The 13,249-nt window shown below is 72.5% G+C and carries 10 protein-coding genes; 4 read left to right on the top strand and 6 right to left on the bottom strand.

The window, feature by feature from the left end; all coding sequences use genetic code 11:
• Positions 1-140: 140 nt before the first annotated feature.
• Positions 141-1,349 carry a nucleotide sugar dehydrogenase gene (locus ABZ386_RS27790; RefSeq protein ID WP_358966275.1) on the top strand — a complete coding sequence of 403 codons (1,209 nt, stop codon included), beginning with the start codon at positions 141-143 and terminating at the stop codon, positions 1,347-1,349.
• Between the two features lie 448 nt (positions 1,350-1,797).
• Here the strand turns inward: ABZ386_RS27790 and ABZ386_RS27785 are convergent, their stop codons facing one another.
• The 4 genes from ABZ386_RS27785 to ABZ386_RS27770 form a co-directional block, all read right to left on the bottom strand.
• On the bottom strand, positions 1,798-2,922 hold the full coding sequence (locus ABZ386_RS27785; RefSeq protein WP_114254824.1) for a GuaB3 family IMP dehydrogenase-related protein: 1,125 nt from the start codon (positions 2,920-2,922) through the stop codon (positions 1,798-1,800).
• 117 nt (positions 2,923-3,039) lie between these two features.
• Positions 3,040-4,542: an IMP dehydrogenase gene (guaB, locus tag ABZ386_RS27780; protein WP_114254823.1), complete on the bottom strand. Its 1,503-nt coding sequence runs from the start codon at positions 4,540-4,542 to the stop codon at positions 3,040-3,042.
• 149 nt (positions 4,543-4,691) lie between these two features.
• A complete protein-coding gene (locus ABZ386_RS27775) occupies positions 4,692-5,279 on the bottom strand; it encodes a sigma-70 family RNA polymerase sigma factor (protein ID WP_010036508.1) in 588 nt (195 codons plus the stop codon).
• Between the two features lie 487 nt (positions 5,280-5,766).
• A complete protein-coding gene (locus tag ABZ386_RS27770; RefSeq protein WP_003948568.1) occupies positions 5,767-6,378 on the bottom strand; it encodes a response regulator transcription factor in 612 nt (203 codons plus the stop codon).
• Positions 6,379-6,758: 380 nt separating this feature from the next.
• Here ABZ386_RS27770 and ABZ386_RS27765 point away from each other — a divergent pair, with 380 nt between their 5' ends.
• Positions 6,759-7,088 (top strand): WhiB family transcriptional regulator, encoded by a 330-nt coding sequence (locus ABZ386_RS27765; protein WP_031119978.1) that lies wholly within the window; start codon positions 6,759-6,761, stop codon positions 7,086-7,088.
• A gap of 94 nt (positions 7,089-7,182) precedes the next feature.
• On the opposite strand, the gene ABZ386_RS27760 is transcribed toward ABZ386_RS27765, so the two are convergent.
• A complete protein-coding gene (locus ABZ386_RS27760; RefSeq protein ID WP_351337484.1) occupies positions 7,183-8,079 on the bottom strand; it encodes a LysR family transcriptional regulator in 897 nt (298 codons plus the stop codon).
• Between the two features lie 91 nt (positions 8,080-8,170).
• On the opposite strand from ABZ386_RS27760, the gene ABZ386_RS27755 reads away from it, so the two are divergent.
• A complete protein-coding gene (locus tag ABZ386_RS27755; protein ID WP_351337487.1) occupies positions 8,171-8,839 on the top strand; it encodes an MOSC domain-containing protein in 669 nt (222 codons plus the stop codon).
• A gap of 94 nt (positions 8,840-8,933) precedes the next feature.
• Entirely contained in the window at positions 8,934-9,707 is a 774-nt protein-coding gene (locus ABZ386_RS27750) for an SDR family oxidoreductase (protein ID WP_031119981.1), read from the top strand.
• Here the strand turns inward: ABZ386_RS27750 and ABZ386_RS27745 are convergent.
• The gene (locus tag ABZ386_RS27745) at positions 9,676-13,221 is read right to left on the bottom strand and encodes a hypothetical protein (protein WP_351337491.1); all 3,546 of its coding nucleotides are present in this window, start codon (positions 13,219-13,221) and stop codon (positions 9,676-9,678) included. The genes ABZ386_RS27750 and ABZ386_RS27745 overlap by 32 nt on opposite strands.
• Positions 13,222-13,249: the final 28 nt, after the last annotated feature.

Here is a 13,249-nt window from a genome sequence, read left to right as displayed (position 1 = left end):
ACGGAACACTCACCGAAACTCGGCCAGCCAATCCCGCATATCGGTCATATTTACTCCTAGTCTGACATTGCGCTCGCCCGTCCTGTCCACAGGGCTTGCGCACCTGTCCCACTTCGGCTATCGGGAAGGACGGCCACGCCATGCCCGCAGATCTCGCCGTCATCGGACTCGGCCCGTACGGCCTGCCCCTGGCCCAGGCCGCCGTCGCCGCCGGCATCCCCACCCTGGGGTACCGGACCGGCCCCGAGGCCGGCTCGCTCAGCCCCGCGGAACTGCGCCGGATGCTCTCGGGGGGCTTCCGGCCGACCACCGCCCCGGCCGAGCTGGGCCGGGTGCGCACGGCGGTCATCTGCGCGCCGACCCCTCCGGGTGCGGACGGCGGGCTCGACCTGAGCCGGCTGGAGGCCGCAGCCCGCACCCTGGCCGCCCATCTGCGCCCGCACACCACCGTGATCCTTGAGTCCCCTGTGCACCCGGGGACGACGGAGGAATTCCTCCGTCCGCTGCTCGAAGAGGGGTCCGGCCTGCGCGCGGGCCGCGACTTCCACCTCGCGTACTCCCCCAGCCGTGTCGACCCCGGCAACCGCGACGTCACGCCCGCCACCACCCCCAAGGTCATCGGCGGCCTCACCCCGGCCTGCACCGAGTCGGCCGCCGCGTTCTACGGCCGGCTGACGGACAAGGTGGTACGCGCGCGTGGCCCGCGCGAGGCGGAGACCGTGCAACTGCTGGAGACCAACTACCGGCATGTGAACATCGCCCTGGTCAACGAGATGGCGGTCCTCTGCCACGACCTCGGCGTCGACCTGTGGGACGTCATCCGCTGCGCGGAGACCAAGCCGTTCGGCTTCCATGCCTTCCGCCCCGGGCCGGGCGTGGGCGGCCACTCGGTCCCCCAGGACCTGACGAGCCAGGCCGGCCGCGGCCTGCGCATGGTGGAACTGGCCCAGCAGGTCAACAGCCGCATGCCGGGCTACGTCGTCCAGCGCGCCGCCACGCTCCTCAACGAACACGGCAAGTCGGCCCGGGGCGCGCGCGTGCTCCTCCTCGGCGTTACCTACAAACCCGACCTCGCCGACCTCCAGGGCACCCCGGCCCAGGAGATCGCCCTGCGCCTGATGGAACTGGGCGCCTCGGTCAGCTACCACGACCCCCACGTCCCCGCCTGGAGCGTCCTCGACCGCCCGATCCCCCGCGCGGACTCCCTCTACGAGGCAGCGGCCGACGCGGACCTGACGATCCTCCTCCAGCAGCACCGCACGTACGACCTCCAGGGCCTGTCGGTGAAGGCCCAGCTCCTGCTGGACACACGGGGGGCGGCGCCGACGGGGGCGGCGCACCGGTTGTGAAGGGGGGCGTGCGGGGTGCGTGAACCCTGGGAGCTGGTGGCATGCGGCGCACGGCGCGGGTACCTTACGGAAACAGGCGGAGCCCACCGCAGAGGCCACTGCGGCAGGCTCCTGGATGGATCACGGAGTGTCCGCCCCTAGTTCTCATGGGGGCGGCCGCTCACCATCCGAAAAGCCGCAAGATCCACCTCCCCCGGCACTGCACCATCCGAAGACGGAGTCGGTCCCAGCGGGTGGGCTTGCGGTGGCGACCCATGGGCGCCCCCTTCCACGACGCCGCCCAGTGGCCCGGTGAACGGCTCGTCACCTCACCGACCCGAACGGCCCAAAGGCAACCGTGCGCCCCCCTTCGGCACACGCGCCCGGCCAAGTCATTTTGGGTATGCGAAAGGGCCCGCCCACTCCCCAGAGTGACCAGGCCCTTCTCTGCGTGAGGACGCCGGGCGGACTACCGCCGGTGCTGCGAATCCGCCACCGTCACCTCGACCCGCTGGAACTCCTTCAGCTCGCTGTAGCCGGTCGTGGCCATGGCCCGCCGCAGGGCGCCGAAGAGGTTCATCGAGCCGTCGGGCGTGTGGGACGGGCCCGTGAGGATCTCCTCCAGCGTGCCGACCGTGCCGAGGGCGACCTTCTTGCCGCGGGGCAGTTCCTCGTTCACGGCCTCCATGCCCCAGTGGTGGCCCTTGCCCGGACCGTCGGTCGCGCGGGCCAGCGGGGAGCCCATCATGACCGCGTCGGCGCCGCAGGCGATCGCCTTGGGCAGGTCGCCGGACCAGCCGACACCGCCGTCCGCGATCACGTGCACGTACCGGCCGCCCGACTCGTCCATGTAGTCGCGGCGGGCCGCGGCGACGTCGGCGACGGCCGTGGCCATCGGGACCTGGATGCCCAGCACGTTGCGCGTGGTGTGCGCGGCGCCGCCGCCGAAGCCGACCAGGACGCCCGCCGCGCCCGTGCGCATCAGGTGCAGGGCTGCGGTGTACGTGGCGCAGCCGCCGACGATCACCGGGACGTCCAGCTCGTAGATGAACTGCTTCAGGTTCAGCGGCTCGTGCGAACCGGAGACGTGCTCGGCGGAGACCGTCGTGCCGCGGATGACGAAGATGTCCACGCCCGCGTCGACGACGGCCTTGGAGAACTGGGCCGTGCGCTGCGGGGAGAGCGCGGCGGCCGTGACGACGCCGGAGTCGCGCACCTCCTTGATGCGCTGCCCGATCAGTTCCTCCTTGATCGGCGCGGCGTAGATCTCCTGCAAGCGCCGGGTCGCGGTCTCCGCGTCCAGCTCGGTGATCTCGTCGAGCAGCGGCTGCGGGTCCTCGTACCGCGTCCACAGGCCCTCGAGGTTCAGCACGCCGAGGCCGCCCAGCTCGCCGATGCGGATCGCGGTGGCCGGGGAGACGACCGAGTCCATGGGGGCGGCCAGGAACGGCAGCTCGAAGCGGTAGGCGTCGATCTGCCAGGCGATCGAGACCTCCTTCGGGTCCCGCGTACGGCGGCTGGGGACGACGGCGATGTCGTCGAAGGCGTACGCCCGGCGGCCGCGCTTGCCGCGCCCGATCTCGATCTCAGTCACGTTGGTGGCCTTTCCCTGATGCGTTTCAGCGTCTTCCAGTATCGCCGACGGGTACGACAAGGGCGGCCCCGGTGCGTCCGGGACCGCCCTTGTCCGAGCCTCACGCGCGCGTGCGGGTCACTTGGTGCTGTAGTTCGGCGCCTCGACCGTCATCTGGATGTCGTGCGGGTGGCTCTCCTTGAGGCCCGCGGAGGTGATCCGCACGAAGCGGCCCTTGGACTCCATCTCCTCGATGGTGGCGGCGCCCACATAGCCCATGGTCTGGCGCAGGCCGCCGACGAGCTGGTGCAGCACGTTGGCCAGCGGGCCGCGGTAGGGCACCTGGCCCTCGACGCCCTCGGGCACGAGCTTGTCGTCGGAGGAGACCTCCGCCTGGAAGTAGCGGTCCTTCGAGTACGACCGGCCCTGGCCGCGGGACTGCATGGCGCCGAGCGAGCCCATGCCGCGGTACGACTTGAACTGCTTGCCGTTGATGAAGAGCAGCTCACCGGGCGACTCCTCGCAGCCCGCGAGCAGGCTGCCCAGCATCACGGTGTCGGCGCCGGCGGCGAGCGCCTTGCCGATGTCGCCGGAGTACTGCAGGCCGCCGTCGCCGATCAGCGGGATGCCCGCCGGACGGGCGGCGAGGGACGCCTCGTAGATGGCGGTGACCTGGGGGACGCCGATGCCGGCGACCACGCGGGTGGTGCAGATGGAGCCGGGGCCGACGCCCACCTTGATGCCGTCGACACCGGCGTCGATGAGCGCCTGCGCGCCGTCACGCGTGGCGACGTTGCCGCCGATCACGTCGACGGAGACGCTGGACTTGATCTTCGACATCCAGCTGAGGGCGTTGCTGTTGTGGCCGTGGGAGGTGTCGACGACCAGGAAGTCCACACCGGCCTCGGCGAGGGCCTGGGCGCGCTCCAGCGCCTCGGGGCTGGCGCCGACCGCGGCACCGACGAGCAGGCGGCCCTCGGCGTCCTTGGCGGCGTTCGGGTACTTCTCCGCCTTGACGAAGTCCTTGACGGTGATGAGGCCCTTGAGGACGCCCGCGTCGTCGACCAGCGGCAGCTTCTCGATCTTGTGCTTGCGCAGCAGCTCCATGGCCTCGACGCCGGAGATGCCGACCTTGCCGGTGACCAGCGGCATCGGGGTCATGACCTCGCGCACCTGGCGGGAGCGGTCCGTCTCGAAGGCCATGTCGCGGTTGGTGACGATGCCGAGGAGCTTGCCGGCCGGGTCGGTGACCGGGACGCCGCTGATGCGGAACTTGGCGCACAGGGCGTCCGCCTCGGCGAGCGTGGCCTCCGGGTGCACCGTGATGGGGTCGGTGACCATGCCGGACTCGGACCGCTTCACCAGGTCGACCTGGTTGACCTGGTCCTCCACGGAGAGGTTGCGGTGCAGGACGCCGACGCCGCCCAGCCGGGCCATCGCGATCGCCATGCGCGACTCGGTGACCTTGTCCATGGCGGCGGACAGCAGGGGGATGTTCACCCGGACGTTGCGGGAGATGCGGGACGAGGTGTCGACCGCGTTCGGGAGCACCTCGGATGCACCCGGCAGCAGCAGCACGTCGTCGTAGGTCAGCCCGAGTGTCGCGAATTTACCGGGCACTCCGTCGACGTTGGCAGTCATGACACCTTCCCCAAATGGCCTTGATCGGTGCGGATGTCCATGCTAACGGGAAGGACGACTGTCTCATTCCACGGTTCCGGCCCGCACCGGGCTTCGTATGTTCCTACGGAAGCGGCGTACCGCCTGTTCAACGAAGGGCCGTCCGAGGCCTACTGCTCGGCCAGCGCCCGCAGCCTGCTCAGCGCCCTGTGCTGCGCCACCCGGACCGCGCCGGGTGACATTCCCAACATCTGGCCCGTCTCCTCGGCCGTGAGCCCCACCGCGATCCGCAGCAGCAGCAGCTCCCGCTGGTTCTCGGGCAGGTTGGCCAGGAGTTTCTTGGCCCATTCCGCGTCACTGCTGAGCAGGGCGCGCTCCTCCGGGCCCAGGGAGTCGTCCGGCCGCTCGGGCATCTCGTCGGACGGGACGGCCGTCGAGCCGGGGTGGCGCATCGCCGCGCGCTGCAGGTCGGCGACCTTGTGGGCGGCGATGGCGAAGACGAACGCCTCGAAGGGGCGCCCGGTGTCCCGGTAGCGGGGCAGCGCGAGGAGCACCGCCACGCAGACCTCCTGGGCGAGGTCCTCCACGAAGTGCCGGGCGTCGCCCGGGAGGCGGGACAGACGGGTGCGGCAGTAGCGCAGCGCCAGGGGGTGGACATGGGCGAGCAGATCATGCGTGGCCTGCTCGTCCCCGTCGACGGCGCGGTGGACGAGCGCGCCGATCGCCCCTTGGGCATTGACCGCCTCGTCGTCGCGCATCGGTCCATGGTGCCTTGCGGCCGCCGGGTCCGCGGCACCGCGCCCGTTGTTGTGCACCGAAGCGTTATGAGCAGGTGCGCCGGAACTCATCCCCTGCGCCCTCCCCTTCCGCTCGACCGACTCGTCCCCGAGGAACTCCACACCCTCAAGGATGCGGCATCCGCGGCGAAACGAGCAGCGGGCACCCGGCGAACCCCCGGTCCGACCCCGCCCACCTGGCTTTCCGTGCCCTCATCGCGACCGCGACGACCTGCGCGGTCGCCCCTCGGGCCTGCCGTTCGGATCATCCCGGGGACGTGGGTCGTCGGCCGCACCCTCCCGGGGTCTCGACCTCGCCCGGGCGGGGGCAGGGCCCCGCCGGCGGTGTCGCCGGCCGCCGGCTTCCGCACGCGCGCGTACGGCTCGCGCGGGGGCATCCGCGTGCCCCCGCTCTCCGGCCCGCGCCGGATGCCGCGCGCCGAAGCCGGCCCGATCCGAAGGACAGGCCCTAGCGCACCAGACCCCACCGGAAGCCGAGCGCCACGGCGTGGGCCCGGTCCGAGGCGCCGAGCTTCTTGAACAGGCGCCGGGCGTGCGTCTTGACGGTGTCCTCGGAGAGGAACAGCTCGCGGCCGATCTCCGCGTTCGAACGGCCGTGGCTCATGCCTTCGAGCACCTGGATCTCACGCGCCGTGAGCGTGGGCGCGGCGCCCATCTCGGCGGAGCGCAGCCGGCGCGGGGCGAGCCGCCAGGTCGGGTCGGCCAGGGCCTGGGTCACCGTCGCGCGCAGTTCCGCGCGGGAGGCGTCCTTGTGCAGATAGCCGCGGGCACCGGCGGCGACGGCGAGCGCCACACCGTCCAGGTCCTCGGCGACGGTGAGCATGATGATGCGCGCACCGGGGTCGGCGGACAGCAGCCGCCGGACCGTCTCGACGCCGCCCAGTCCGGGCATGCGTACGTCCATCAGAATCAGGTCCGAGCGGTCGGCCCCCCAGCGGCGGAGGACTTCCTCGCCGTTGGCCGCCGTCGTCACGCGCTCGACGCCGGGCACGGTCGCGACCGCGCGGCGGAGCGCCTCTCGGGCAAGCGGGGAGTCGTCGCAGACGAGGACGGAAGTCATGGCCGCCCTCCGCAGCTGATGCGCGTCACCTTGAGCCTCCAGGCTGGTACGAAATCGTCACCTGTGCGGTCGACCGTCTCGGACGCCCGCCCGAGCGCTTGTTCCTTCAACCGCCTCGCACTCTCAACGACGGTCACTCGAAAGAGTTACGGGGCCGGCTGCCATCTTCGGCACTCTACGTGAGGGCACGGACACGGTGCAGATATGCGCTCCAGACCCTCGAACTTTCATCACAACCTATGCCCCATTCAGACCCATTTCTTCCGCTTTGGCAGTGTCTGGAGCTAGATTCGCAATGAGTCATATTTTCATCTCCTTAGATCGTAGTTGTACGGTCATGGACACCGGATCCGCCAAGAACGGCTACAAGGGGTCACGTAATGGCAGATTTCTCCCGCCTTCCCGGACCGAACGCGGACCTGTGGGACTGGCAGCTGCTGGCTGCCTGTCGCGGGGTGGACAGCTCGCTCTTCTTCCATCCGGAGGGCGAGCGCGGTGCGGCCCGGAGTGCTCGCGAGAACTCGGCCAAAGAGGTCTGCATGAGGTGCCCGGTGCGTGCCGAGTGCGCTGCCCACGCGCTGGCGGTGCGCGAGCCGTACGGCGTGTGGGGCGGACTGACCGAGGACGAGCGCGAAGAGCTCATGGGGCGGGCGCGCAACCGGCTGGTGTCGGCGTCGACATCCGGCGGACACGCCGCCTCGAACAACTGAAGGAACGTTTCTGCAAGACAGGCACGCGCACGCGTGCCGTTGGTTTTTGACGCGCGTGGGCTGGTTTTTGACGCGCGTGGGCCGCGCCAGGGCCCTAGCGGCGAGCGGCGCGCGCCAGCTGGTCGAGGGTCGCCGACACCGCCGGGACCTGCGCGAGGTCGGGCAGGGTGAGCGCGACGATCTCCCGCCGCACCGCCGGCTCAAGCGTCACGGTGCGTACTCCCCGGGGCCGCACCGACTCGACGGCCAGCTGGGGCAGCACGGCCACGCCGAGTCCCGCCCCGACCAGGCCGACGACCGCCGGGTAGTCGTCGGTGGCGAAGTCGATGCGCGGGGTGAATCCGGCCGCCGCGCACACCTCGACCAACTGACCCCGGCAGCGCGGGCAGCCCGCGATCCACGACTCCTCGGCCAGTTCCCCGATGGCGACGGACTCCGCGCCCGCCAGCCGGTGCCGTTCCGGCACGAGCGCGACGAGCCGGTCGGTCAGCAGGGGCCGTACGACGAGGTCGTCCCACTCCCCGGCGCCCGCCGCCCCCTCGTAGCGGAAGGCGAGTGCCACGTCGCAGTCGCCCTCGCGCAGCAGGCCAACCGACGCGGGGGGCTCGGCCTCCTCCAGGGAGACGCGGGTGCCCGGGTGCGCCGCGCGCAGGGCGGCGAGGGCCGTGGGCACGAGCGTGGAGCTGCCGCTGGGGAAGGAGACCAGCCGGACCCGGCCCGCGCGCAGCCCGGCGATGGCGGCGACCTCCTCCTCCGCGGCCGTGAGCCCGGCGAGGATCCCTGCGGCGTGCCGCACCAGGGCCTCGCCGGCCTGGGTCAGGCGCATCTCGCGTCCGGTGCGGATCAGCAGCGGGGTGCCGACGGACGTCTCCAGGGCCTTCATCTGCTGGCTGACGGCGGGCTGCGTGCAGCCCAGCTCGCGGCCCGCGGCGGAGAAGGAACCGGTGGCCGCGACGGCACGCAGGACGCGGAGGTGACGAGCTTCGATCACCCTTCGAGGATACGTCGGTGATAAGTGACCCTTTGCCAATGTACCGAATAATGCGTCGACGCTTTGAGGCCCGGTCCCTTACCGTGCGGGCATGAAGCTTCTGTCGGTGAATCTGGGCCGTGCCGAGCCTGTGCCGTACACGGACAACCCCGAGGGTGTGACCGGGATCGACAAGCGGCCGGTGGCAGGGCCCGTGCGGGTGTCGGCGCCCGGGCCCAAGGGCATCGGCGGCAGCGGACTGGCCGGGGACGCGGTGTGCAAGCTGGAGCACCACGGCGGCAACGACCAGGCGGTGTACGCGATGGCCCGCGAGGACCTGGACGAGTGGGAACGCGAGCTGGGCCGGACCCTGGCCGACGGCGCGTTCGGCGAGAACCTCACGACGGCGGGCCTGGACGTGTCCGGCGCGCGGATCGGCGAGCGCTGGCGCATCGGGCCCGAGGTGGTGCTGGAGGTCACCTCCGGACGGATCCCGTGCCGCACGTTCCAGGGCCATCTGGGCGAGAAGGGCTGGGTGAAGCGGTTCACGCAGCGGGGTGCGCCGGGGGCGTATCTGCGGGTGATCGAGCCCGGGGAGATCCGCGCGGGCGACCCGGTCGAGATCGTGCACCGGCCGGACCACGACGTGACGGTGGCCCTGCAGTTCCGGGCGGTGACGACGGAGCGGACGCTGCTGCCGCGGCTGCTGGCGGCCGGCGAGGCGCTGCACCCGGAGCTGCTGAGGACGGCGCGGGAGTACGTGGACGAACACGGGGCCTGACGACGGCTCACCACGCCGGTCTCCACCGACCCTTCACCCCGGACGGCCCCGCGGGGAAGCGGACGTGGACAGTCCAGGTCACTAACCTTCTGCCATGACAACGGCTCTGATTACGGGATCGACGGCAGGCATCGGAGCCGCGTTCGCGCGGCGACTGGCGGCCGACGGGCACAACCTGGTGCTGGTCGCCCGCGACACCAAGCGGCTGAGGGAACAGGCGACCGAGCTGCACGACCGGCACGGCATCGAGGCGGAGGTGCTGACGGCCGACCTCGCCGAGGACAAGGGCATCGAGGCGGTGGCCGACCGCCTGGGCGACCGCAAGAACCCCGTCGACCTGCTGGTCAACAACGCCGGCTTCGGCAACAAGGGCCGTTATCTCGAGGTGCCCATGGCCGACGAGCTGCGGATGCTGAAGGTGCACTGCGAGGCGGTGCTCCGGCTGACCTCGGCGGCGACGGAGGCCATGCGGGAGCGCGGCCGCGGCGGTGTCGTCAATGTCGCCTCGGTGGCCGCGTTCGTCCCGCGCGGCACCTACGGCGCGTCCAAGGCGTGGGTCGTGCAGTTCACGCAGGGCGCGGCCCGCGACCTGGCCGGCAGCGGCGTACGGCTGATGGCGCTCTGCCCCGGCTTCGTCCGCACGGAGTTCCACGAGCGGGCCGGCATGGGCACGGACAACATCCCGAGCTGGATGTGGCTCGACGCGGACAAGCTGGTCGCGGCGGCGCTGCACGACCTGGCCCGCGGCAAGACGCTGTCCATTCCGGACCCGAGGTACAAGGCGCTGATGGGGGCGGCGAAGCTGGTGCCGCGGGGGGTGCTGGGGGCGGTTTCATCTAAGACGGGGCGGAAGTACGGGCCGCAGTAGGCCGGTCGTAGCGCGTCGACCGGCCGAGCACGTCGACGATCAGCGGTACGGCCTCGGGCTCCAGGCGGACGATGGCCGGCAGCACCTCCTGGAGGGTCTCGTGCCGCAGGGCCCGGGCGACCAGCGCCCGACCGCGGGCGGGCTCGACGACGGGGGCGAGCGCCACCCATGCCCGGACGAGAGCGGAGGCCGGTGCGTCCGCGGGCCGCGCGTCGGCCGCGTCGAGAGCGCGAGCCACTTCCTCGGCGTGGGCGGGCCGGCCGGCTTCCACCAGCATCGTGACCAGAAGCGCCTGGTTCCGTTCCCAGCCCGGGCGACGGGTCAGTTCCCGTGCGCGCTCGTACTCCCCGGCCTCCACCAGCGCACTGACGACCGCGGTGCTGAATCCGGGCGGGCCGTCGTCGAGCCGGGCCAGCAGTCGCTCCCCCTCCTCGGTCCTGCCGAGCGTGAAATAGGCGCGGAGGAGGTCGGGGGCCACCCAGAGCGTGTGGCGCTCCCCAGGGGACACGGCTTCAGCGAAGGCGTCCTCGGCCGCCTGCCGGTCGCCCGCGGCGGCGAGAGCCACCGCGATCCGGGCCCGGCAGCGCGCCCGGAGACCGGCGTCCGTCACGTCGCGGGCGAGTGAGACGGCCTGTTCCACCGCCCCGGCGTCGGCCAGTGCGACAGCGATCTCGGCGCGCGGGTGATCGCGCAGGCGGTCGTCCAGGCCCGCCACGAAGGCGAGGGCCCGGTCGAACTCCTTCGCCGCGCACAGCCGCTCGATCAGGGGCGTGAGCGCGAAGGCACCGCCGGGACGGTTGCCCAGCCTACGGACCAGTTCCTCGGCGGCGTCGAATCGGCCGGCATGCGCCAGCGCCTGCGCCATCCGTCCCGCCCAGACCTGCTCACCCGGGTCGTCGGGGTCCACCAGGGCGGGTACGCCCACCCGGTCCAGCACGGCCCGTGCGGCGTCGCCGAGCCCTGCCTCGGCGAGGATGATCGCGGTGTGCGCCGGGTGAAGACTCCCGCCCCGCCCGGAGCGCCGGATCTCGGTCTCCGCCCGAGCGACCAGCTCGGCCAGTTCGTCGGGAGCGCGGCCGGACACCACGGCGCCGCGGACGAGCGCTTCGTGGCCGTCGGTCGAGCCGAGCGACCTGGCCATCTCGAAGGCCCGGTCCAGCTCACCCGCTCGAGCCCGCCCTTCGATCACGCCGCAGAGCGCGACCGCGCCGGGCTCCGTGGCCGTGTCCTCCCCGGCCAGCCGCTCCGCGCGGTCCGTCTCCCCCGCCCGGATCAGCGCGTCGACGACGGCGCGCACGGCCGTGTCCCGGGCCTCCTCGTCGGTGAGGTCGCGGGCCAGCCGCTCGGCCTCCTCGTGGGCCCCCGCCTCCGCCAGCCCCTCCACGATCGCCGGCACCGCGCCCGAGCGCACGGCCGGGTGCTCGATCCGCTCGGCCAGTGCTTCCGCGCGCGCCCCGTCACCCGTCGCCGCCAGGGCCCGGACGACCCCTCGCAACGCCCATCCGCGCGCGGCGGCATCGTCGTGCAACAGGGCGGCACGCTCCGCCCGGTCGAACTCGCCGAGATCCGCGAGCGCCTCGACGACCTCGATGAGCAGGTCGGACGGGGTCAGTGCGGCCTCGACCGCCGTGAGGAGAGCCTCGGCCCCGCCTTCCCGTCCGGTCCGTCGCAGCACTCCGGCGATCCGCGCCAGCACCAGGGGCCGTGCCGCGTGGTCCGCGTGCTGAGCCAGCGCCTTCGCCCGGTCGAGGTGGCCCGCCTCCGTCAGAGCCGCTGCCGCCGCCGCGAGACCGAGACCCCGTACCAGGTCGTGATCCTGCCGACGGCACAGCTCCCCGGCCCGGTCGAAGGCCCCCGCGGCCACCAGGGACCGGACGAGGTCGACCAGCAGGTCCACGCGCAGGTCGACGCCGGCCACCGTGGTGACGAGGCTCTCGGCACGGTCGAACAGCCCGGCCTTCGCCCAGCCGCGGCTCACCTCCACGAGGGCGAGGTCCCGCTCCTCGTCGATGTCGTAGTCGAACGCGTACCGCTCGGCCGCCTGCTCCGCCTCCTCCAGCAGCCGCACGGCCTCGGCATGCTCACCGGCGTCCAGCACCACGGCCGCGACGTCGGCCAGCGCCATGGCCCTCCAGTCGAGGCTCGGGATGCTGCGCGCGAGCGCCTCCGCGCGACGCACCCGGCCGAGGACGGCCCAGGCCCAGGGGAAGGTGCGGGTGACGGAGTCGTTGCGGTGCTCCAGTTCCTCCCGTCTCAGCGAGAGCCGGACCAGGTCCGTCAGGTCGGGTACGCCCGCCTCGGCCACCATCTCCTCGGCGTTGCGGATCTCGGCGAGGGCCGCCGCGTCGCCGCCGGTGACGTCGAGCATCCGGTCGTGGCGTACCGCGTCCACGGCGCAGTCGACCGCGCGCCGCAGGTCCCGTGCCTCGCGCAGGAGCCCGAAGTAGCCCGCCAGCAGGTAGTCCGGCGTTCCGTCCGGCCATCCCCGGTCCCGCCAGGTGTCCGCCCAGGCGTGCAGTCGCGCCCGGCGGCGGTCGAGTTCGGCGGTGCCGAGCATGTCCAGCGCCCGGCGCTGCAGCTCCTCGTGAGCGAGGAGGTACACGTTCAGCCGGACGCCGAACGTCCGCCCCGCCCTGGTGCGCAGCACGTCCCGCACCCGGTACGGGACCTCCCCGGTCAGCGCGGACAGGTCCTCGGCCGTCAGGCCGCCGTTCGCCGCTGTCACCAGTGCCAGCAGGTCGTACTCCAGGCCGCCGGCCTCGATCAGGCGCTTCAGCTCGCGTTCCGCCTCGGCGCGGATCGTCCGGGCGTACGGGGAGGGGGCGAGCGCGCTGACGATCGCGGGGTCGCGCAGGGGGTGGTCCTCCGGCACGTCGACCGGCAGCGGCGGGTTCCGCCGGCCCGCCACCAGGACGCGCATGCCGGACTCCGGGAGGGCGGGGAGCAGGCCGGCGATGCTGTGGGCTTCGGGGCCGGTGGTGACGCCGCGGTCCTCGTCCAGGCCGTCGAGCAGCAGGACCAGGCGCTCGCCGCGTTCGGCGCAGGCGCGGGCGGCGGCCCTGTACAGGTGCAGGAGGTGGGCTTCGCGGGTCGCCTTGGTCAGCAGGGCCGGCAGGTCTTCGCCGGCCAGTTCGGCGAGCTGTTCCAGTACGACGTCGACGTACGCCGCGACGTCGTTCTGGGCGCCCAGGCGGGCCGTGACGAAGAACGGCACGATCCTGACGCCCGCGGGCGGGTTCAGCGCGAACCACGACAGCAGCGCCGTCTTGCCCGCCCACGCCTCCGCGCGCCACCAGGCGTACGCCGGGCCGGAGTCGGCGGTGCAGAAGGCCGCCAGCTCGGCGAGTTCCCGCTCGCGGCCGAGCAGTTCGGCGGGGGCGATCCTGCGGACCTGCTCCCAGTACGCCGAGCGCACCTGCCGGGTGAAGAAGAGACGGTTGTGGTCGCCGGTGACGGCCAGCCAGACGTCCCGCCCCGCGGCCACCGACCGTTCCCACCGCTTCCCCCACAGCATGCGGTCATGATGCCAAAGGCCAGGAGGC

It is taken from the genome of Streptomyces sp. NPDC006140, from assembly GCF_040628815.1.
Taxonomy (GTDB): domain Bacteria; phylum Actinomycetota; class Actinomycetes; order Streptomycetales; family Streptomycetaceae; genus Streptomyces.
Note: the sequence above shows the minus strand (reverse complement) of the source record. Positions and strands in the feature narration are given on the sequence as shown.

Coding starts and splice junctions, on each gene's coding strand:
- ABZ386_RS27790 (WP_358966275.1), top strand. CDS start 141: ATGCCCGCAGATCTCGCCGTCATCGGACTCGGCCCGTACGGCCTGCCC.
- guaB (WP_114254823.1), bottom strand. CDS start 4,542: ATGACTGCCAACGTCGACGGAGTGCCCGGTAAATTCGCGACACTCGGG.
- ABZ386_RS27775 (WP_010036508.1), bottom strand. CDS start 5,279: ATGCGCGACGACGAGGCGGTCAATGCCCAAGGGGCGATCGGCGCGCTC.
- ABZ386_RS27770 (WP_003948568.1), bottom strand. CDS start 6,378: ATGACTTCCGTCCTCGTCTGCGACGACTCCCCGCTTGCCCGAGAGGCG.
- ABZ386_RS27765 (WP_031119978.1), top strand. CDS start 6,759: ATGGCAGATTTCTCCCGCCTTCCCGGACCGAACGCGGACCTGTGGGAC.
- ABZ386_RS27755 (WP_351337487.1), top strand. CDS start 8,171: ATGAAGCTTCTGTCGGTGAATCTGGGCCGTGCCGAGCCTGTGCCGTAC.
- ABZ386_RS27750 (WP_031119981.1), top strand. CDS start 8,934: ATGACAACGGCTCTGATTACGGGATCGACGGCAGGCATCGGAGCCGCG.
- ABZ386_RS27745 (WP_351337491.1), bottom strand. CDS start 13,221: ATGCTGTGGGGGAAGCGGTGGGAACGGTCGGTGGCCGCGGGGCGGGAC.